This is a genomic window from Rheinheimera sp. SA_1 (assembly GCF_001669775.1).
Lineage (GTDB): Bacteria > Pseudomonadota > Gammaproteobacteria > Enterobacterales > Alteromonadaceae > Pararheinheimera.
Genome location: NZ_LXWK01000011.1, coordinates 724,496 through 744,004 on the forward strand (window position 1 = coordinate 724,496; position 19,509 = coordinate 744,004).

Annotated in this window: 16 protein-coding genes; 5 read left to right on the forward strand and 11 right to left on the reverse strand. The window is 50.0% G+C overall.

Features of this window, described 5'->3' with window-relative positions:
* The first annotated feature begins 121 nt into the window (after positions 1-121).
* Positions 122-3,916 carry a bifunctional proline dehydrogenase/L-glutamate gamma-semialdehyde dehydrogenase PutA gene (gene putA, locus A5320_RS04190; RefSeq protein ID WP_068061317.1) on the forward strand — a complete coding sequence of 1,265 codons (3,795 nt, stop codon included), beginning with the start codon at positions 122-124 and terminating at the stop codon, positions 3,914-3,916.
* A gap of 111 nt (positions 3,917-4,027) precedes the next feature.
* On the opposite strand, the gene A5320_RS04195 is transcribed toward putA, so the two are convergent.
* The 3 genes from A5320_RS04195 to A5320_RS04205 are packed head-to-tail and all read right to left on the reverse strand — an operon-like array spanning position 4,028 to position 5,699.
* On the reverse strand, positions 4,028-4,357 hold the full coding sequence (locus A5320_RS04195; RefSeq protein ID WP_068061320.1) for a hypothetical protein: 330 nt from the start codon (positions 4,355-4,357) through the stop codon (positions 4,028-4,030).
* Positions 4,347-4,892: an RNA polymerase sigma factor gene (locus tag A5320_RS04200; RefSeq protein WP_068061323.1), complete on the reverse strand. Its 546-nt coding sequence runs from the start codon at positions 4,890-4,892 to the stop codon at positions 4,347-4,349. Before A5320_RS04200 ends, A5320_RS04195 begins: the two co-directional genes overlap by 11 nt.
* Before the next feature lie 12 nt (positions 4,893-4,904).
* Positions 4,905-5,699 carry a hypothetical protein gene (locus tag A5320_RS04205; protein WP_068061325.1) on the reverse strand — a complete coding sequence of 265 codons (795 nt, stop codon included), beginning with the start codon at positions 5,697-5,699 and terminating at the stop codon, positions 4,905-4,907.
* A gap of 244 nt (positions 5,700-5,943) precedes the next feature.
* Here A5320_RS04205 and A5320_RS04210 point away from each other — a divergent pair, with 244 nt between their 5' ends.
* Positions 5,944-7,053 (forward strand): DUF3391 domain-containing protein, encoded by a 1,110-nt coding sequence (locus tag A5320_RS04210; protein ID WP_068061328.1) that lies wholly within the window; start codon positions 5,944-5,946, stop codon positions 7,051-7,053.
* A gap of 57 nt (positions 7,054-7,110) precedes the next feature.
* On the opposite strand, the gene A5320_RS22100 is transcribed toward A5320_RS04210, so the two are convergent.
* On the reverse strand, positions 7,111-8,022 hold the full coding sequence (locus tag A5320_RS22100) for a general secretion pathway protein GspB (protein ID WP_068061330.1): 912 nt from the start codon (positions 8,020-8,022) through the stop codon (positions 7,111-7,113).
* 5 nt (positions 8,023-8,027) lie between these two features.
* On the reverse strand, positions 8,028-8,948 hold the full coding sequence (locus A5320_RS04220; protein WP_068061333.1) for an ExeA family protein: 921 nt from the start codon (positions 8,946-8,948) through the stop codon (positions 8,028-8,030).
* A 66-nt stretch (positions 8,949-9,014) separates the two neighbouring features.
* Here A5320_RS04220 and A5320_RS04225 point away from each other — a divergent pair, with 66 nt between their 5' ends.
* On the forward strand, positions 9,015-10,262 hold the full coding sequence (locus A5320_RS04225; protein WP_068061336.1) for a multifunctional CCA addition/repair protein: 1,248 nt from the start codon (positions 9,015-9,017) through the stop codon (positions 10,260-10,262).
* A 67-nt stretch (positions 10,263-10,329) separates the two neighbouring features.
* Here the strand turns inward: A5320_RS04225 and A5320_RS04230 are convergent, their stop codons facing one another.
* The 4 genes from A5320_RS04230 to folB form a co-directional block, all read right to left on the reverse strand.
* On the reverse strand, positions 10,330-13,410 hold the full coding sequence (locus A5320_RS04230) for an efflux RND transporter permease subunit (protein ID WP_068061339.1): 3,081 nt from the start codon (positions 13,408-13,410) through the stop codon (positions 10,330-10,332).
* Between the two features lie 94 nt (positions 13,411-13,504).
* Positions 13,505-14,629 carry an efflux RND transporter periplasmic adaptor subunit gene (locus A5320_RS04235; protein WP_068061342.1) on the reverse strand — a complete coding sequence of 375 codons (1,125 nt, stop codon included), beginning with the start codon at positions 14,627-14,629 and terminating at the stop codon, positions 13,505-13,507.
* Between the two features lie 266 nt (positions 14,630-14,895).
* Positions 14,896-15,384 carry a 2-amino-4-hydroxy-6-hydroxymethyldihydropteridine diphosphokinase gene (gene folK, locus A5320_RS04240; RefSeq protein ID WP_068061345.1) on the reverse strand — a complete coding sequence of 163 codons (489 nt, stop codon included), beginning with the start codon at positions 15,382-15,384 and terminating at the stop codon, positions 14,896-14,898.
* Positions 15,381-15,737: a dihydroneopterin aldolase gene (gene folB / locus A5320_RS04245; protein ID WP_068061347.1), complete on the reverse strand. Its 357-nt coding sequence runs from the start codon at positions 15,735-15,737 to the stop codon at positions 15,381-15,383. Before folB ends, folK begins: the two co-directional genes overlap by 4 nt.
* A gap of 214 nt (positions 15,738-15,951) precedes the next feature.
* Here folB and plsY point away from each other — a divergent pair, with 214 nt between their 5' ends.
* A complete protein-coding gene (gene plsY / locus A5320_RS04250) occupies positions 15,952-16,554 on the forward strand; it encodes a glycerol-3-phosphate 1-O-acyltransferase PlsY (RefSeq protein WP_068061349.1) in 603 nt (200 codons plus the stop codon).
* A gap of 104 nt (positions 16,555-16,658) precedes the next feature.
* Here the strand turns inward: plsY and trpS are convergent, their stop codons facing one another.
* Positions 16,659-17,678: a tryptophan--tRNA ligase gene (gene trpS / locus A5320_RS04255; RefSeq protein ID WP_068061350.1), complete on the reverse strand. Its 1,020-nt coding sequence runs from the start codon at positions 17,676-17,678 to the stop codon at positions 16,659-16,661.
* Positions 17,679-17,831: 153 nt separating this feature from the next.
* The gene (gene rpe / locus A5320_RS04260) at positions 17,832-18,506 is read right to left on the reverse strand and encodes a ribulose-phosphate 3-epimerase (protein ID WP_068061352.1); all 675 of its coding nucleotides are present in this window, start codon (positions 18,504-18,506) and stop codon (positions 17,832-17,834) included.
* Positions 18,507-18,740: 234 nt separating this feature from the next.
* On the opposite strand from rpe, the gene A5320_RS04265 reads away from it, so the two are divergent.
* Positions 18,741-19,493, forward strand: coding sequence for a TorF family putative porin (locus A5320_RS04265; RefSeq protein ID WP_068061355.1), 753 nt, complete (start codon positions 18,741-18,743; stop codon positions 19,491-19,493).
* Positions 19,494-19,509: the final 16 nt, after the last annotated feature.

Genomic DNA, 19,509 nt, shown 5'->3' on the forward strand with positions numbered 1-19,509 from the left:
TTCTGGTTTGTGGAAGCGATAACCAGATTATATAGGGTTATAACGGGAAATAAACCACCAAATACGGCTGTCATTTCACTAAAATGCAGCATTTACTTCTGTATCAACCGGGACAATTATTATGCTATTTGACGGCAATCTGACCGCAACCACCCCGCTCCGCCAAACCCTGCGCGATTTCTACCGCGCCGATGAAGATAAAGTACTGGATTTACTGTTGCCGCTGGCCGATGTCGGCGTGCAAGCGCGTTCGCGGGCCTGGGAAAAAGCGCGGCAACTGGTGGTGAATATCCGCCAGGCGCAAGTGGGTAAAGGTGGCGTCGATGCACTGTTAAATGAATTCTCATTGTCGACCGAAGAAGGTCTGGTGCTGATGTGTTTGGCCGAAGCCTTGCTGCGGGTGCCAGACAGCCACACTGCCGATAAGCTTATTCGCGACAAGCTGGCGCAGGGTGACTGGAGCTCGCATTTAGGCAACAGCGAATCCTTATTCGTTAACGCCTCAGCCTGGGGTTTATTACTGACCGGCAAACTGGTCAACTATTCAGATGACCAGAAAAAACACCAATTTGGCTTATTAAAACGTACCTGCGGCCGCTTAGGCGAGCCGGTGATCCGTCAGGCCGTGCGTTATGCCATGCAGATTATGGGCACCCAGTTTGTAATGGGCACCACCATCGACAAAGCGGTCGAGCGCGCCGTTGAACTGGAAAACAAAGGCTTTACCTACTCTTACGACATGCTGGGCGAAGGCGCCCGCACCATGGCCGACGCCGAGCGTTATTTCCAAAGTTATATGATGGCGATTAACGTCATCGGTAAAGCGGCGCAAAACCGTGGCCCGTTTAAGAGCCCTGGCATTTCAGTGAAATTATCGGCTATTCACCCGCGCTACGAGTTTTCGCACCGTGACCGCGTGATGAACGAATTAGTACCAAAATTAAAACAGTTAGCACTGGCCGCCAAAGGCTACAACATCAGCTTTACCGTCGATGCCGAAGAAGCCGATCGTCTTGATTTATCGATGGATATTATTGAAGCCGTATTCTCAGATCCGGATTTAGCCGGCTGGGAAGGTTTTGGTCTGGCCATTCAGGCCTATTCCAAACGTTGTATCCATTTAGTTGAATGGTTGCGCGAACTGACCGTCAAAGTTGGCCGCAAGCTGATGGTGCGACTGGTCAAAGGCGCGTACTGGGATACCGAAGTAAAAATCAGCCAGACTGAAGGCCACGACGATTTCCCGGTATTTAGCCGCAAACCATCGACTGATGTGTCATACCAGGCCTGTGCCCGCAAGTTACTGGAATACCGCGACAGCATTTACCCAATGTTCGCCACCCACAACGCTTATAGCGTTGCCACCATTTTAGAAATGGCGCCGGATCGCAAAGGTTATGAATTCCAGCGTCTGCACGGTATGGGTGATGCACTGTACGACCAAGTGGTTGCCGATGACAAAGTGCCATGCCGCATTTATGCGCCGGTCGGTGAACATTCAGATTTACTGGCGTACTTAGTCCGTCGTCTGCTGGAAAACGGTGCCAACAGCTCGTTTGTGAATAACATCGTCGATGAAAACATTCCGGTGGAATCGTTACTGAAAGACCCAGTGGAACTGGTGCGCAGCTGGAAACAACGCCGTAACACGCAAATTCCATTGTCGGCCAATTTATATGGCAGCGAGCGTAAAAACTCCAAAGGTATTGATTTAACTGAAATTGATGCTTTAACGCCGCTACGCACAAACTTAGACAACTGGTTGACCCGCGCCACAGCGCAAGAACCTGTCGCCGGTGCTAAGGCTGTCTGCAACCCGGCCAATCATGATGAAGTGATTGGTTACCATCTGCATGCAACTCCGGCTGAAATGAAGGCCATTGTTGATCGTGCCCAAGCTGCATTCCCGGCCTGGACCGCAACGCCGGTGACGGAACGTGCCAATAGCCTGCGTAAGCTCGCTGACGCGCTGGAAGCCAACCGCGACGAGCTGATTGCCATTTGCGTGAAAGAAGCCGGTAAAACGATGGGTGATAGCGTGGCCGAAGTACGGGAAGCCGTTGATTTCTGCCGTTATTATGCTGCTCGTGCTGAAGAGATGTTCACGGCTTCTAAACAAACAGCACCGCAACAAAGCCGTGGTGTGGTGCTGTGTATCAGCCCCTGGAACTTCCCACTGGCGATTTTCTTAGGTCAGGTCAGCGCCGCTGTTGCTGCCGGTAATACAGTTGTCGCCAAACCAGCCGAACAAACCAGTTTAATTGCAGTGCGAGCCATTGAATTATGGCGTGAGGTTGGCCTGCCCGCTGGCGTAGTGGAACTGGTGATTGCACCAGGTCGTTTAGTCGGCGAGCACATTGTGCCAGACCTGCGCGTGCAGGCAGTGATGTTCACCGGTTCGACTGAAACCGGTAGTTGGATCGCCCGTAAACTGGCGGAGCGTGGTGGCGAGCCAGTACCGCTAATCGCAGAAACCGGTGGTCAGAACTGTATGATTGTGGATTCCACTGCCCTGCCGGAGCAAGTGGTCGATGATGTGGTGTCTTCTGGTTTCCAAAGCGCTGGTCAACGCTGCTCTGCGCTGCGGGTGTTATTCCTGCAAGAAGATGTGGCTGATAAAATTATCACCATGATTAAAGGCGCGATGCAAGAATTGCATGTTGGCGATCCGGCTTATTTAAGCACGGACGTTGGCCCGGTAATTGACCAAAAAGCCCTGACTGGCCTCAATAACCACGTCAAATATTTAGAAGGCAAAGCCACTTTACACTACGCCTGTAAAGCGCCGACCGGCGAAGGGCATTTCTTCTTTGCGCCACGGTTATATGAAATCAAAAACTTAAACGTGCTGGAACGCGAAGTGTTTGGCCCGGTGGTGCATATCATCCGCTTTAAAGGCGATGAGCTGGACAACGTGATTGCCCAAATCAATGCCACCGGTTACGGCCTGACGATGGGCGTACATAGCCGTATCGCTGAAGTCACTCAGCAAGTAGCGCGTGAAGTCAAAGCCGGCAATATCTATATCAACCGCAACCTGATTGGTGCTGTGGTTGGCGTGCAGCCATTCGGCGGCCGTGGTTTATCTGGTACTGGTCCAAAAGCCGGTGGCCCGTTCTATTTAACCCGACTGGTCAAAGACAATCTGCAGGTGACTGAAGCAGCACTTGCTGATGATAAACGTCAGCAGTTACTAGGCGCTTCTGGCCATGACACGACAGTCAACAGCCTGCTGCAACAAGCAGCAACGGCGCAACCGGCCTGGGCAAAACTGGATATCACCAAACGTAGTTCGGTGATCCGGCAGTTCCTGGCGCAGTTGGCGTCCAACAGCATTGTACTGAAACAAGAGCAGGATTTACCGCAAGTCATTGAATCAGCTCGTGGTTTATTGAACCACATCGAAAAACAACTGGCGGCGCCTATTACGTTGCCAGGACCAACCGGTGAGTCGAACCAACTGCATCTGGAAGCCCGTGGTGTGGTAGCAGCAGTACGTGATGACAGCGCCTGTTTCCAATACTGGATGTTAAGCCTGATGACGGCACTGGCGACCGGTAATGCGGTCGTGGTGGCGGTGGAAGATCACTTTGCTGCTGAAGCGGATGCTTGTCGTAAAGTGTTGCTGAGCGCAGGTTTAGCACCAGCCTTGTTCCAGGTCGTAAAGCTGACAAAACTGAAAGCGCTGATTGGCAACAGTATCATCGCAGCAGCCATTGTTGAAGCTGGCAGTGCCGTCAAAGCACTGACCGGTGAGCTGATTGCCGCCCGTGATGGCGCTATTTCGCCGCTCATCACCACCCCAGCAGACGAGCGGTTAATCCACCGTTTGGTCACCGAAAAAACCGTCACCATCAACACCACAGCAGCAGGCGGTAACGCTTCATTGATGACGATGAGTGATAATATCGGTTGATAAGCTTAATGTACCTTTTTGGGTAAGTTCCCAACCACGAAGAGAACAGGTCAGCGCAAAAGCGCTGGCCTTATTTTTTGGCAAAAGCAGTCAGCCATCAGCCATCAGCCATCAGCCATCAGCCATCAGCCAATACATCTTCACCTTAGTATTGCTGCTTGGTAACTCTACAATATGACTCTGCTGCGGTGTTGCATCTGCTGACGCGTCCCTTGCCGCCAATTCCAAGGCCGCAACGGTCAGATCAGCAGATTGCCCCGGACTTTCTTGACGACCCAATTCACTCCCAAACCAAATCAGTCCAACCGAAACCACCATGGCTACTTGCCAACGCCTTGACTGAGCTGAGCGGCGATCGCTCCGCGACCGTATTGCTTGCTGTAACTTAAGCAAACCACCTGGTGGCGGATCGATTGGCTTTAATAATTGATCAATCTGCATCAGACGATCCTCTTCCCGTGAATTGTTCAACTTGCTGCTGCAACAACTTTAACGCCCGATTTCGCCTGGAAGCGACGGTACCAGCGGGGATAGCCAGCACTTGCGCTGTTTGCGCCAACGTCAGTTCACTATATTCGGTGAGCAACAATACTTCCCGCTCCGCCAGTGGCAACACTGCCAAAGCCCGGCGTAGCAGCTGTTGCTGTTGTTTTTGCTGCAACTGTGCCTCGGGTGAATCGGCAGCATTGTTGGCTAAGTCAGCGCCTGACCATTGTTCAAGCAAAGGATCAAGTTGATCAAACACCCAGTTTAACCGCCAGCGGATACGGTTCTTTGCCAAGTTTAACGCCGTGGTGTAAATATAGGCGGCTAAGGTCGCGGCGTTTAGGTTTGCTCGCTGCTGCCAGACTTTTAAAAACGCCTCCTGCATTACATCCTGACACTCCTGCTGCTGCCACAACATCCGGTACAACACATTAAACAACGGCCGCTCCACTGCCTGATAACAATCGAGCAACTCCTGCTCCTGTAACATCAATAACGACCGTTATTGTTGTTGAATGCGAACAATGGCGTACAAATACTGGCCTTTGGCAATATCGCTGGCATTCGATCCGATGACCAGCAATTGATCAGGCTGCGTGGCGGTTAGTCTGGTACTTAACAGATAATCATTAGGCAACTTACTGTTCAGTTCAGCGGACGCGTTGCGGATTTTTTGAATGGACAGTTTCAGCTCCGAACAGTCTTGTTGTTGGTTTATTTCCTGATCAACCACAAACAAATTGCCACGAACTGTCGCAGGATCAACATGACCGGCGCTGCCGAGGGGACGTTGCACACTGGTCAGCTCGAGCCGTTCCAGCAATTCAAATTGCAAAGCGCCATGTTGCTGGGTGATTTGATCTAACGCGGCTTTGACTTCAACTAAACCTCCGATAGGCTCCGCAGAATTTTCCGTAGGCTGCGCCAACACCAGCCAATAACTTATTTTCGCCTGCAACGGTTTGGTTTTCACTGAAGGCTTTAACTGTGTCAACACCGTTGCCACCGATTGGTGAGTAGCTTCTGTGGCATACACCGCAAGTTGTTGATCTGGCAATACTTCAATCCGTGCTGGGATCACCTGCTCGCTTTTGACCCGAAAAAGTGCATCCAGTGTTCTGCGGATCGCGACTGCTTCGCCTGCAGGCACTTGATAAGTACGCAGCACCAATACGTGACTACTGGCTCCTTGTGCTGAATCGGTGTCATCGGCAGCTGACTTTGGCGAAGGTGATGGGATACAGGCCGTTAAACTAATCGCCAGCAAGCCGGTAGTTAACAAAGATAATTTAGACATAGTTATTCCTAATGAATGTTGGTCATGTACGTTGCGACTTAACAGCATATTTAATAAGAGTCATTGATCTGACCTCTACTGTATTTACACCTCGACCCGAGTTTTTATCACAACCTCCTGAAAATATTTTCATTAAAAACAAAAATGAGCGAAATTAGCACTAGGTAGTGCACCGAATGTTGCGTTTTATTGCGGCTCTGCCTATGTTGATCAGAGTCGCTATCTCACGGAGCAACACAGGCTTATGCCACTACAGCTGGTTCCGATCGACGAACTACAACTGGGCAGTTATGTCATTGCAGTCACGCGCCAACAAGGTGATGTAATTGTCAAAGATGCCGGCTGGGTGCGTTCGGATGATGCCATCGCCTTATTGCACCAGCGTGGGGTGCTGGAAGTGCAGATTGATACTGACAAACAATTGCCGCCCGCCAAGCCCAGTCCGGAACCTATTGCTTCCAAACCATTAACCCCGAAAAAAGCGCCAAAAATTTTGTTCGAACAAGAAGTGAATAAAGCTGGTTTAGCATTGCAAGCCAACGTGCAAAGTGCATCTTTCGCCTTACCCGCATTAGTACAACATCACACAGTTGATTTTGTGGAGCTGAATTCGGTCAGTGCCCGGTTGCTCGACAGCACCAGACGCAATCACCAGGCTTTGCTGTTTTTACAACAAGTCGGCGCGCAGGATGATGAGTTATTGCAACACAGTTTAAGTTGCGCCTGCCTGATGGCAGCATTTTGCGCCGAGTTACAAATGGCTGAGCCAGAAGCTTCGTTATTAACGCTAGCGGCACTGCTGCACGATGTCGGCGCTTTGCAGCTGAAACAGTTATTTCCAAAGCAACAAGTTCAGGATCAGGATGCCGCCGCTTACAGTGTACCACTGCTGCAATATCAGCCGGATTGCCCGCCGTTACTGCTGCAAGTGATTGAAGAGCATTGTTTAGGTTTGCCACAACAACAAAGCCAGGGCGGCAAAATGCTGGCCATCGTCAACAGCTACAGTAAGTTTACCGCCCCAAAACAAAAACTCAGCTCGGTGCAGGCGGCAGCAAAACTGACTCAACAAGCTGGCAAGCTGCTGGATATAGCGCTGGTTGGCAGCTTCTTAAAATGTGTAGGCTTGTATTATCCCGGCAGTGCAGTGCGGTTGAAATCCGGGCGGATTGGGCTGGTGCTCGAGAACCATCCGTTACATGCTGACAAACCGCGAGTGAAACTGATTTATCACAGCTTGCATCGCCACCATCTAGCGGCGAAATTAGTGGATTTAAGTAAACAAACCGATGACCCGCTGGAAGGTTGTGCTGACCTCCGGCAGTATCAGTTGAAGTTGCAGCATTATCTTTAACGGTACCACGTCCGGCGTCCAGAAGCTGCGCTTGAGCCGCAGCCACAGTAGATCTTGTTACGGATTCGGCAACCGATACGACCACTCGGTTAAGGCTTCCATGCTAAACATCTGACGACCGGTTTGCAGTAACACATACTGCGGGGTAATTTCTTTGAGTTGAATATCCGCCGTGACCCACTGCCCTTCCTGTAAATCCTTACCATTCACTTTTACCCAACGCTGCTGCGGATCCGAAGCATAAATATGCGCTTCAAAGCGTAGCGGTGGAATTTGCCGTTTTAATAGCTCATCCAGGGTCTGTATATCGCGGGCAGGGGCAGCGTGCTCAGTAACCGACTGATGGCGTGGCATGGGATCGGACTGCTCCAGCGCCAGTGCAAATTTATTGCGTAGCTCCTCAGACACGTCGGCGGTAGTCAACTCCGCCGGTTTGGCTGGGACTTCGGTCACCGGCTCATCTACATCGGCTTCAGCCATGTCTGGTTGTTCCGCAAAAGTTGTTTCATCGGCATAAGATTCAACGGTTTGCACCTGTTGTTCCAGCGTTTGACCAGCTTTGCTGCGTTTGTTGACTGGTTTGGCGGCCGAGACCAGCAACTGCGGTTCGTTATCAGCTCCAACATCACTGTTGTCAGCGGTATCACCAGCCAGCTCATCACTGGTGGCTGAAGATGCAGGCACTGCCAGTAAATCGGTTAATATTTGCCCGGCACTAGCCGGTGCAGGAGGTGTAGTGACAACAGCGGCCACTGGTGCTGGACGCTGCAGCCAGGACGCCAGCACAAAACCAGCGAGTAAACCCACCACTACCAGCAGTACCAGCGCCAGCACTTTCCAGCCTTGACCGTTGCCCTGCCCGATCCCCTGCACATTAAGTCCATTGTCATTGACACTCAAACCTGGCGCCGCGTTCGGTGCGGTTGGACCGGTTTGTTGCTGTTTTAGTGCTTCCATCAATAACGACATGTCTTTCAGACTCCTGCTAAATTCAATCCACGCGCCAGAGCCACACCCAAAGCGACACACACAATAAACAAAAGCGGCCACAGCCATAGCGGCCAGCCACTTTTAACCGCTGGCTGACGGATCGCCAGAATTTCACCGGCGGCTTGTTGCACCAGTTTACCGTCAATCAATGGTTTTTGTTGGCTATAACCACCTAATAAAGCGCGGTCGCAAATCAGATTCACCAACCGCGGAATGCCCCCGGAGAGCATAAATAGTTTTTTGAAGGCACTGTCGGTAAACACCGGCCGGGTGCAACCCGCCACCTGTAACCGGTGTTGCACATAATACTGCACTTCGGGTAACGTCAGCGGCATCAGGTGGTAACGAGCAGTAATACGCTGCGCCAACTGACGTAAATCCTGGCGCTGCAATAACTGCTGCAATTCCGGCTGGCCGATTAAAATCACCTGCAGCAGTTTTTTGGTATTGGTTTCGAGATTGGTCAACAACCGCAATTGTTCCAGCACCGCTGGTTGCAGATGTTGGGCTTCGTCGATGATCAGAATGGTGTTAAAACCACCCTGATGATTTTTCAGCAATTTGGCGGTAATTTTGTCGGTCAGCATTTTCAGGCTGGCATCGGCCTTTTTATAACGGATTTTTAACTCATCACAAATGGCTGCCAACAGCTCAAGCTCAGATAAAGTCGGATTTAGAATAAACGCCACCTGGGTATTTTCAGGTAATTCCGCCAACAGACAACGCGATACTGTGGTTTTACCGGTGCCCACTTCACCGGTTAACAACACAAAACCACCGGCATCGCCCAGTCCATAGCGCAAATGCGCCAAAGCTTCAGTGTGACGGGCACCGAGATACATAAAATCGGGGTTCGGTGCTATTGAAAATGGCTGGCTGTTCAGGCCAAAAAATCCGGTGTACATAACATCCTAAGCGACATTTGTTGCTGGCTGGTTATAATGGCAAAAATTCCGCAGTCAGGAAAGCATATGAAGACATATCTTGTGGGTGGCGCGGTGCGCGATGCCCTGTTAGCACTGCCACTGAAAGACCACGATTATCTGGTAGTCGGTGCCACACCAGAACAACTGCTGAGCCAAGGGTACCAGAGTGTGGGCAAAGACTTTCCGGTATTTTTGCATCCAAAAACTAAACAAGAATATGCGCTGGCCCGCACAGAGCGTAAACAAGGTCAGGGGTACACCGGTTTTGCCTGTTATTTTGCGCCGGATGTGACTTTAGATCAGGATTTGCTGCGACGCGACCTGACCATCAACGCCATGGCGCAGGATGAACAAAGCGGCGAAATCTTCGACCCTTATGGCGGACAACAAGATTTACAGCAACGTATTTTACGTCATGTGTCACCGGCCTTTGTCGAAGACCCGTTACGGGTACTGCGGGTGGCGCGGTTTTATGCCCGGTTTTATCCGTTAGGATTTCGGGTTGCCGATGAAACCAAACAGCTGATGCAACAGCTGGTACAACAAGGCGAAATGCAGCATTTAACCGCTGAGCGGGTGTGGCAGGAAACCGCTCGTGCTCTTTCAGAAAACACGCCGGCACCCTATTTTGAACTGCTACATGAAGTAGGTGCGCTGGCAGTGCTGATGCCGGAACTGGATAAACTCTGGGGTATTCCAAATCCGCCCAAATGGCACCCGGAAATTGATACCGGGGTGCATTGTATGTTGGTTTTGGCGCAGTCGGCGCTGTTGTCCGAGCGTATTGATGTGCGCTTTGCCGCTTTATGCCACGATTTAGGCAAAGGCGATACTCCAGCCGAGCATTGGCCGGCCCATCATGGCCATGAAATGCTTGGCTTACCGCTGATTGAAAACCTATGTCAGCGTTTACGGGTACCAAACGAATGCAAAGAGTTGGCGCTGCTCGCCAGTCAATATCATCAACAAATACATAAAGCACAGGAGCTGCGTTCGGCCACTGTACAAAAGTTGTTTGACGGCATTGACCTGTGGCGTCGGCCGGAACGTCTTGAATTACTGCTGACCTGCTGTATCGCGGATTTACGCGGCCGCACTGGTTTTGAACAGGCGTTGTACCCGCAAGCTGACTATTTACGCGCATTGGCCAAAGCAGCGCGCGGAGTTGATATTAAAGGCTTGGTAGCACAAGGTTTTGTCGGCGAAGCGATGAAAGAAGCGGTAAAAAAAGCGCGGCTGGATGCGATACGTGCAATGAAAAAGGTGTTACAAGCCGATGGATCTTCGTCATAAAACGAACCAAATTTGCTTGTTAAAAAAGGAGCCGAAGCTCCTTTTTTATTTCAACAACTCAGCTTCATCACGCGGATTCCAACTCCTGCGCTTTGGCATGGTCGGCTTGGTGATCTTTGGCTAGCAGCACGTAAATTGATGGCAGCACAAACAGCGTAAAGATAGTACCGACGGTCATCCCTAATACCAGTACGATACCAATAGAGTTACGCGCTTCGGCACCAGCGCCTTCAGCAAAAATCAACGGCGTATGACCAGCCACTGTGGCAATACTGGTCATCAGCACTGGCCGTAACCGCAGCACCGATGCCTGACGCACCGCTTCAATTTTGCTTAACCCTTCTTCCTGCAACCTGTTGGCAAATTCGACCACCAGAATACCGTTCCGGGCAATCAAACCAACCAGCGTCACCAAACCTACTTGTGAGTAAATATTCAAGGTACTGGTAATGGCATCGGTGTAGTGCGGCATTGGCGCCCACATTTTCAGGAAGGTAAACAGCAGTGCACCAAACATTGCCAGTGGTACTGAACCAGCCAGGATCACAATCGGGTCGCGGAAGCTGTTGTACTGCGCTGCCAGTACCAGGAAAATCATCGTCAGAGCCGTTAAAAACGCCGGCAGGAAGGTATTCCCCTCACGTTTTAACTGGCGTGATTCACCGGTGTAATCAACCGAATAGCTCGCTGGCAGCAACTTCTTCGCTTCGTTTTCCATGTAAGTTAACGTGGCATCCAAAGGCTGAATAGTCACGCCGCTAATTTTCACCGCATTTAGTTGCTGCATGCGGTTGATACTGCGAGGCACCGTGTCGTGGGTCATGCTGGCAATTTGGTCCAAGCGGATCATGCTATTGTCAGGCCCTGTGATATACAGGTTTTTCAAATCATCCGGATTCAGCCGACCCGCGCGCTCCACTTGTGGGATCACTTTGTAACTCAGACCCGACATATTAAAACGATTGACGTAACCACCACCCAACAAGGTGCCCAAATCTTGAGTGACGGTGCGCATATCGAGCCCCAGATCAGCTACTTTTTCGCGGTCGATATGCAAGCGATATTCCGGTTGGTCGACTTTCATATCAAGCATTGGCGGAAAAGCAAACATACCGCTGGCAGTTAAGGTCTCCTGCAGTTTCAGCGCATAATCGTAAATTTCCCGCGAATCTGCCGTTGAAGCTATCACAAACTCCACCGGGAACTGGCCACCACCAGGTAAAGCCGGAGGGGTAATCGGGAAAATCCGAATGCCGGCAATTTCGCTTAATTTTTGCTGAACTTCAGGCAGCATCTCTGCCGTGGTACGGTCACGCTCGGCCCATGGTTTTACCACCATGCCGCCAAAACCGCCATTCGGGAAAGTGATTTGAAAGGTAAATTCGGTTTCAGGCACATTCATAAACACCTGATTCGCCTGTTTGCCATAAAAAGACGACTGATCAATGGTCGCGTTGGCTGAAGCGTCAACGATCCCAAAAATGACGCCCTGATCTTCAGTCGGTGCTAACTCTTTGGCGGAAAACATATACAGCGGCACTGTCATGGCGGTAATGCCTAACCAGAAGATATAAACGCCCATCCGGTTTTGCAGCGTTTCATTCAGTTTACGGCTGTAGAAAATGGTAAAACGATCAAAAATTTTCGATAATGGCGCTTTCAGTTCAGTGTGTGGTTTCAGCATTCTGGACGCCATCATCGGCGACAAGGTAATAGCGACCACAGCGGAGATGGCCACAGCCCCGGCCAGCGTTATCGCAAACTCGCGGAACAAGGTGCCGGTTAAACCACCTTGCAAGCCGATAGGCACATACACCGACATCAGCGTCACCGTCATCGCAATGACCGGACCTGCCAATTCGCGGGCAGCGACAATAGCCGCCTGGAACGGTTTTAAACCTTCCTGAATATGCCGTTCGATATTTTCCACCATCACAATGGCGTCATCCACCACCAGACCAACCGACAATACAATCGATAACAAGGTCAGCAAGTTCAGCGAGAAACCACAGACTTTCATGATAAATAATGCGCCGATCAGCGATAGCGGGATCGCAATCACTGGAATCAGCACCGAGCGACTAAAGCCCAAAAACAGGAAAATCACCACAATAATAATGGTCAGGGTTTCTGCCAGGGTTTTAATGACGTCATCGATAGCGGCCTGAATATATTTAGTCGCGTCGTAGGAAACTTCGCCACTTAAGCCGGCTGGCAGCTCTGCTTTGATTGCCTCCATTTCTTCGGTAACTTTTTTAATCACTTCCAGGCTGTTGGCATTTGGCGCCACAAACACGCCCATAAAGACCGCAGTCTGGCCGGAGTAATTTACTTCTACACTATAATCGTCAGCGCCAAGCACCACATCTGCAATGTCTTGTAGCCGTACCACACCATCGGCATTTTGCCGCACCACCAAACGCCGGAAATCTTCGACGTTGGTCATATCGGCATTGGCACTCAGATTCACAGTCGTATAAGAACCTTTAGTTTGGCCTATTGCAGCTTGTACGTTGTTATTGGCAAGTGCAGTGCGAACATCGGAAGGTGTCACGCTAAATGCAGCCATCCTCTCTGGTTTAAGCCAGATGCGCATGGCGAAAGTACGACCACCGATCAGTTCAGCTTTTTGCACACCGGAAATAGCGATTAATCTAGGTTGCACTGAACGGGTCAGGAACTCGGTAATTTGGTTTTGTTCCAGAATGTCCGAGTTAAAACTTAAATAAGCCGAAGCAAACTGGCTGTCTGCTGCTTCAATGGCAATCGATGGGACTTCCGCCTCAGGCGGCAATTCACCACGCACCTGATTCACTTTGGCAGTGATTTCAGTCATGGCTTTCAGTGGATCATAGTTTAAATGCAAGTGCGCACTGATGGTCGAAACACCCATGCTGCTTTGCGATTCAATATAATCAATACCACCAGCTGAGGCGATAGCGCGTTCGATCGGGCTGGTGATAAAACCGCGCACCAGTTCGGCATTGGCGCCGACATATACAGTGGTCACTTTAATCACTGCAATATCACTGCGGGGATATTGCCGCACCGACAAGTTACTTAAAGATTGAAAACCGGCCAGCAAAATCAGCAAGCTGACGACGATGGCTAACACCGGCTTTTTGATAAAAATATCAGTTATATTCATGCTTCACCTGGATAAAGGAGTCAGGTCATCACCTGAGTCGATGTCGCTTTCCGGACCGTCAGCGCAAAAAGCGCTGCATGGTCAGGGACAAGAATTAGCTATTGGTCGGCGTTGGCTCAGTTTTAAATTCTGGTGTTGGCAGCTTTGATTCCACCAGCGTCTGCTTATTAAACAATTTGAAAGCACCGGCACTAACCACTTGCTCACCTGCTTTTAAGCCATCAACAACTTCCACATAATCACCACGGGTTTTACCCAGTCGTACAAACTGCTGCCGCGCCACTAAAGCACCGGTTTTGGCGTCTTTATCAGCCACAAACACCGTATCGCCAAACGGGGCATAAATAATGGCGGTGGAAGGCACCGCTAACACCGACAATGGCTCGCTTAAGGTGACAGTCGACGACACTGCCATACCCGGAATTAAGCGGTTGTCTGGATTTTCTAAAGAGGATTGCACCACAGCATTGCGGGTAACCGGATTAATTTCTGCACCAATGGCGGTAATTTCTCCTGCGACCAGCGAATTTTGTGCGTCACCAACCGCCACACTGACTGGCAAACCAGCAGACATCTGGATTAACCAGTCTTGTGGAATTGGGAAATTCACCCGAACGCGATTGGTGGCCTGTAAAGTCACGATGGCTGTACCAACCTGCAAATCGGTACCTAAATCGACCTGCCGAATACCGACCCGGCCATCAAAAGGCGCACGAATTTGTTTTTTCTCCAAGGTAGCGCGTAAATCGTCAACGTCACCTTTGGCCGATTCAACCTGCTGCACAGCAGTATCTAATTCACTTTGACTGGCGATTTTACGGTTACGCAGTTCGTCCAGACGTTGATAGTTGGCCTGCGCTAATTTCAGTCTGGCCTGAGCTGCGTTCAGTTGGGCTTTTTCGTTGACCGATTCCTGTTCGATCAGTACTTCACCGGCCCGGACCTGCGCCCCACTTTGAAAGGCAATCCGTTTGACCTTACCGGCCACCTGCGCCGAAATGGTGATGCCTTCATCAGCTTCAACGGTGCCGATGGCGGTATAAGTTTGTGGCCAGCTTTGAGTGGCTGCGGTATATAAACTGACGGACTCAGGTGGCGGCACAAAATTGGCACCACTTTCGGCCATCATACCCAGTTGTTCAGCTTTAATACCAACGATGACTACCAGCAATACCGCCAGCAAGCCGAGGGAAATCAACACAGATTTAAATGGTTTCATGATGGTCGCCACTAAGGTTAATCGTTAAAGGATAAAAATTGATGCTTAAGTACTGTATAAAATAACATGCCAGAGTGACAAGTTCGAGCTGAATGACGCTGCTTTTGCGCAAGTTTTTGTAACTATCTGTGAGACAACTTAACATAGTGATCCTTCCATGGTCCGAGATCGCTGATCAAAAGCGACTTCATAATATTACGACAACATGAAAATTTTTTTCACTATTGCCTTGCTTGCTAATAAAACAGTCGCGACTTCATTGTCGATTACTGCCCGAACTGAAACGGTACCGGCCAGATTTTTTGCGCTTTGGCATAATGCTGCCACAACGTCTGATAGCTGAGCTTTGAGATCGGATGTTGAGCGTCCGGTGCAATTTCTGCTAACGGCCATAACACAAAAGCATTTTCAACAATCTCCGCCCGCGGTAATTCGACCGGCTCGTCGCAGACTAAATGATCGTAGGTTAATAAATCCAGATCGAGGGTTCTGCCACAGAACTTTTCGCCTCCCCGCACCCGGCCATATTTATCTTCGATAGCTTTAAATACCGTGACACATTCAGCCACACTGCGATTGGTGCGCGCGCCAATCACCATATTGTAGAAGGCATCGCCGCGAAAACCCACAGCTTCACTTTCATAGACCGAGGACAAACTTAACTCGCCAAAAGCCGCCGACAATTCCAACACTGCCATCCGGATATGATGCTCGCGATTGGTATTGCTGCCAACGCTGATGTAAATCTGCGTCATGCCCAGTTGCCCCGGCTGATTTGCACGCCGACCGTTTGCGCATTCGCGACAGCTGTTGGCTTACAAACCCGTACCCGTACCGCTTGCGTGGCAAATTGTTGCAGCAACATGGTTGCAATTTTTTCAGCAACAGTTTCAATCAGTTCAATGGGTTCAGCACAAATCAATTGTTGCACCCGGGTTGCAATCACGGCATAGTCAAGGGTCAGGCGGATATCGTCTTGTGCTGCGGCCTGACGGATATCAGTTGCGAGTTCCAAATCTATTTCCAGGCGTTGTGTGATGGTTTTTTCCCACTCATAAACGCCAATAACGGTGTCGATTTGCAGCTGCCTGATAAAAACAATATCCATTTTTTGGTTCCGCGTTGCGTTATATTTTGCCGTAGCTGGGCTGGTCGGATAGGCAAATAAGCAAAAAGTCTATAATCTGACCGCTCTTGCCAGCTGCTGTTGTAGGGATTAATGGTGATGCGGCTTTAGTAAGTCAGCACCACTCTGGTAAGCATCAACAGCTCTGAGTCCGACGCGATATTAACGCAAAACCTGGTATTGAGGAAATCCATTCATGACTTCCGTGATCGGTATGATGATGATTGCCGCTTATCTATGCGGTTCGGTCTCGTCGGCCGTGATTGTCAGTAAATTATTTCGCTTACCCGATCCCAGGCAACATGGCTCCGGGAATCCGGGCGCCACTAACGTATTGCGCCTCGGCGGCACCACGCCCGCTGTGCTGGTGCTGGTCTTTGATGTGCTCAAAGGTACCATTCCGGTTTGGGGTTCGTATTTCCTCGGCATCGAAGCTTTTTATCTGGGCATGATTGCCATTTGTGCCTGTCTCGGTCACATCTACCCGTTATTTTTTGGTTTTCAGGGCGGCAAAGCGGTCGCAACTGCTTTTGGCACCATGATGCCAATTGGTCTCGATTTGGCCGGTTTATTGGTAGCAACCTGGATTATTCTGGTGGGTGCAACCGGTTATTCGTCGTTTGCGGCGGTGGTTACTGTCAGTCTGGCACCCATTTTCACCTGGTTTATCAAACCTTTGTACACAATCCCGGTGTCGATGCTCAGTATCTTGATCATCTTTCGGCACCGGCAGAATATTTTAAGGCTGTGGCAGGGAAAAGAATCTAAGGTGTGGGATAAAACGAAAAAACCAGAGTGATGCTTGATGTGATGTTGATTGCTGGTTTAGGAGAGGAACGAGCCGCCATTGCAGCACCACACAAGTGACACCACAACGGCTGACATGCTGCAAACGTTATGCAATTAAGGCAGCACAAACCCTACTGCTTCATTCACTTTGGCCAGCGTTACAGCTGCCCGACGACGAGCTTCTGCTGCACCGGCCCGCATCACTTGCTCCATCGTCGTTTGATCCTGACGTATTTCAGTAAACTTCTGCTGCACCGGCTCCAATAACGCAATCACCGCATCTGCCACATCAGTCTTTAAATGACCGTACATTTTACCTTCGTATTCAGCCACTAACGAATCGATCGATTTGCCGGTCACGCCAGACAAAATACTCAGCAGGTTCGCTACCCCTGGTTTTTCTTCGAGATCAAAATACACCCGTGGTGGATCTTGTGAGTCGGTCATCGCCTTTTTGAATTTTTTGCTGATCATTTTTGGATCTTCGAGCAAACCAACAAAATTCCATGGATTTTCATCCGACTTCGACATCTTTTTGGTCGGTTCCTGCAGGCTCATCACGCGGGCGCCAACCGGCGCGATAAATGGCTCTGGCACGGTAAAAATTTCGCCGTGTGTGGTATTAAAACGCATCGCCACATCACGGGCTAATTCCAGATGTTGTTTTTGGTCATGGCCGACCGGCACTTGATTGGCCTGGTATAACAAAATATCTGCAGCCATCAGTACCGGATAAGTGAACAAACCGGCGTTGATATTGTTGTTGTGGCGTTCAGATTTATCTTTAAATTGGGTCATCCGGCTTAATTCACCGAATTGGGTATAACAGTTCAGTACCCAGGCGAGTTGACTGTGCTCTGGCACATGCGATTGCATAAATACTGCAGAACGGGCTGGGTCGATGCCACAAGCCAGATACAGCGCCAGTGAATCAAGAGAAGCGCTGCGCAGCGCTGCCGGATCTTGCCGCACCGTAATTGCGTGTAAATCAACGATACAATACAGGCAATCATAAGCATCCTGCATCCGATCCCACTGCCGCAAAGCACCAAGGTAATTGCCAATGGTCAGCTGACCGGAAGGCTGCGCGCCGCTTAATACGATTGGCTTAGCCGCCTTGTTACTTGTTGTCATCAGAAATCCTATGGTCAAAACTGTGGAGTACAACGGGTCGGTTGCATCGAATTGGCGACCCATCGCCGAAAAAATTGTGCTCGATTATACCTTGCTGCAGCCAAATTGGCAGCAGCCATCAATGCTATGCAAACAGGCTTTGCCGGTGATCGCTTAGCGCTGAACTTTCGCCAGCTCCGCACGCATCCTGCTAATCACCGCAGCATAATCCGGCTGGCTGAAAATCGCTGAACCAGCAACAAACATGTCGGCACCGGCACTGGCGATTTCGGCGATATTTTCAACCTTCACACCGCCGTCGACTTCCAGCCGGATTGCCCTGCCACTGCGGTTGATGATTTGCCGCGCTGTAGCAAGTTTATCTAAAGTCGCCGGAATAAAACTTTGCCCACCAAAACCCGGATTCACCGACATCAGCAGCACCACATCGACTTTATCCAGCACATAATCGAGATAACTTAACGGCGTGGCCGGGTTAAATACCAGGCCTGCCTGACAACCATGCTCCTGGATCAGTTGCAAGCTGCGATCAACATGGCGGCTGGCTTCCGGGTGAAAGGTAATGATACTGGCGCCGGCTTTGGCAAACTGCGGAATAAGCGCATCCACCGGCTCAACCATCAAATGGACGTCGATAGGCGCCGTAATACCATAATTGCGTAGCGCACTGCATAACATCGGGCCAAAGGTCAGATTCGGCACATAATGATTGTCCATCACATCAAAATGCACCACATCGGCACCAGCCTGTAATACCCGGGCGACATCATCACCCAACCTGGCCAAATCGGCCGACAATATCGAAGGTGCTATCCAGAAAGGTTGCATCGCCCGCATCTCCATTCACGCCACAAAGCGCACAATGTAACTGATTTCACTCAGTTTCGCAGCCTTTGACCCGCTGTTTTCTGCCCGTTAAACAAGCAATAACGCACCAAATTCGCGCATCACTGAACAATTAAAAAGCAAAAAATACACTATCTGATTGAATTGCAACTACATTTATCACTGGCACAGAAATGGAATAGCGTTTAGCGATACTTTCAGAGAAGGGCAAATAACATGAAAACAAAAGCAGGATGTGCAACAAAAAACTACCCAAAGCAAGTCTGTGCCGCATTAGTGCTGAGCCTTGGCTTCGCCGCAACCGCAGTCCAGGCTGATACCGCCTTAACCGGCAGTTTAACCCTGACTTCAGACTATTTATTCCGTGGTATTTCGCAAACGGATGAAGGCATGGCGTTACAAGGCGGTTTAACTTTAACCGACGATTCTGGTTTTTATCTGGCGACCTGGGGTTCGAATATCACCTTTGGCCAGGGTTCAATGGAACTGGATATTCTGGCCGGCTGGACCGGTAAATTGTCCGAAGAATGGACCACCGATGTCGGCATCATGCAGTATCGTTACCCAAATGGTGACAATGCTACCGATCAATTCAACTTTGTCGAACTGTACAGCAAATTTATCTACCAAAATCTGACCTTAGGTCTGGCTTATTCAGGCGACTATTTTGGCACCGACGTCGATAAATATTACTATTATTCAGCAGATTACAACTACCCGGTAATCGACAATCTGAGTTTTCAGTTCCACTTGAGCTACAACCAGTTTGAAGATAACACTCAATATGCGACCTTTTTAGCCGCAGGTCCGGTGTCGGGCGATGGTTATATTGATTGGAGCGTGGGCGCGACCACCAGTTGGATGGGGACCAGCCTGTCGCTGAAATATGCCGACACCGATATCGACAGTTCTGCGGAATGTAATTTGTGTGATGGTCGTGTGGTGTTCAGCCTGACCAAAGCATTTTAAACAAGTCATTAACCTT

Bases quoted from the DNA above. Each gene is read 5' to 3' on its own strand.
- A5320_RS04225 (WP_068061336.1), top strand. From the start codon at position 9,015: ATGAAGACATATCTTGTGGGTGGCGCGGTGCGCGATGCCCTGTTAGCA.
- folB (WP_068061347.1), bottom strand. From the start codon at position 15,737: ATGGATATTGTTTTTATCAGGCAGCTGCAAATCGACACCGTTATTGGC.
- putA (WP_068061317.1), top strand. From the start codon at position 122: ATGCTATTTGACGGCAATCTGACCGCAACCACCCCGCTCCGCCAAACC.
- A5320_RS04220 (WP_068061333.1), bottom strand. From the start codon at position 8,948: ATGTACACCGGATTTTTTGGCCTGAACAGCCAGCCATTTTCAATAGCA.
- folK (WP_068061345.1), bottom strand. From the start codon at position 15,384: ATGACGCAGATTTACATCAGCGTTGGCAGCAATACCAATCGCGAGCAT.
- trpS (WP_068061350.1), bottom strand. From the start codon at position 17,678: ATGACAACAAGTAACAAGGCGGCTAAGCCAATCGTATTAAGCGGCGCG.
- plsY (WP_068061349.1), top strand. From the start codon at position 15,952: ATGACTTCCGTGATCGGTATGATGATGATTGCCGCTTATCTATGCGGT.
- A5320_RS04265 (WP_068061355.1), top strand. From the start codon at position 18,741: ATGAAAACAAAAGCAGGATGTGCAACAAAAAACTACCCAAAGCAAGTC.
- A5320_RS04210 (WP_068061328.1), top strand. From the start codon at position 5,944: ATGCCACTACAGCTGGTTCCGATCGACGAACTACAACTGGGCAGTTAT.
- rpe (WP_068061352.1), bottom strand. From the start codon at position 18,506: ATGCAACCTTTCTGGATAGCACCTTCGATATTGTCGGCCGATTTGGCC.
- A5320_RS04200 (WP_068061323.1), bottom strand. From the start codon at position 4,892: ATGTTACAGGAGCAGGAGTTGCTCGATTGTTATCAGGCAGTGGAGCGG.
- A5320_RS04205 (WP_068061325.1), bottom strand. From the start codon at position 5,699: ATGTCTAAATTATCTTTGTTAACTACCGGCTTGCTGGCGATTAGTTTA.
- A5320_RS04230 (WP_068061339.1), bottom strand. From the start codon at position 13,410: ATGAATATAACTGATATTTTTATCAAAAAGCCGGTGTTAGCCATCGTC.
- A5320_RS04235 (WP_068061342.1), bottom strand. From the start codon at position 14,629: ATGAAACCATTTAAATCTGTGTTGATTTCCCTCGGCTTGCTGGCGGTA.
- A5320_RS22100 (WP_068061330.1), bottom strand. From the start codon at position 8,022: ATGTCGTTATTGATGGAAGCACTAAAACAGCAACAAACCGGTCCAACC.
- A5320_RS04195 (WP_068061320.1), bottom strand. From the start codon at position 4,357: ATGCAGATTGATCAATTATTAAAGCCAATCGATCCGCCACCAGGTGGT.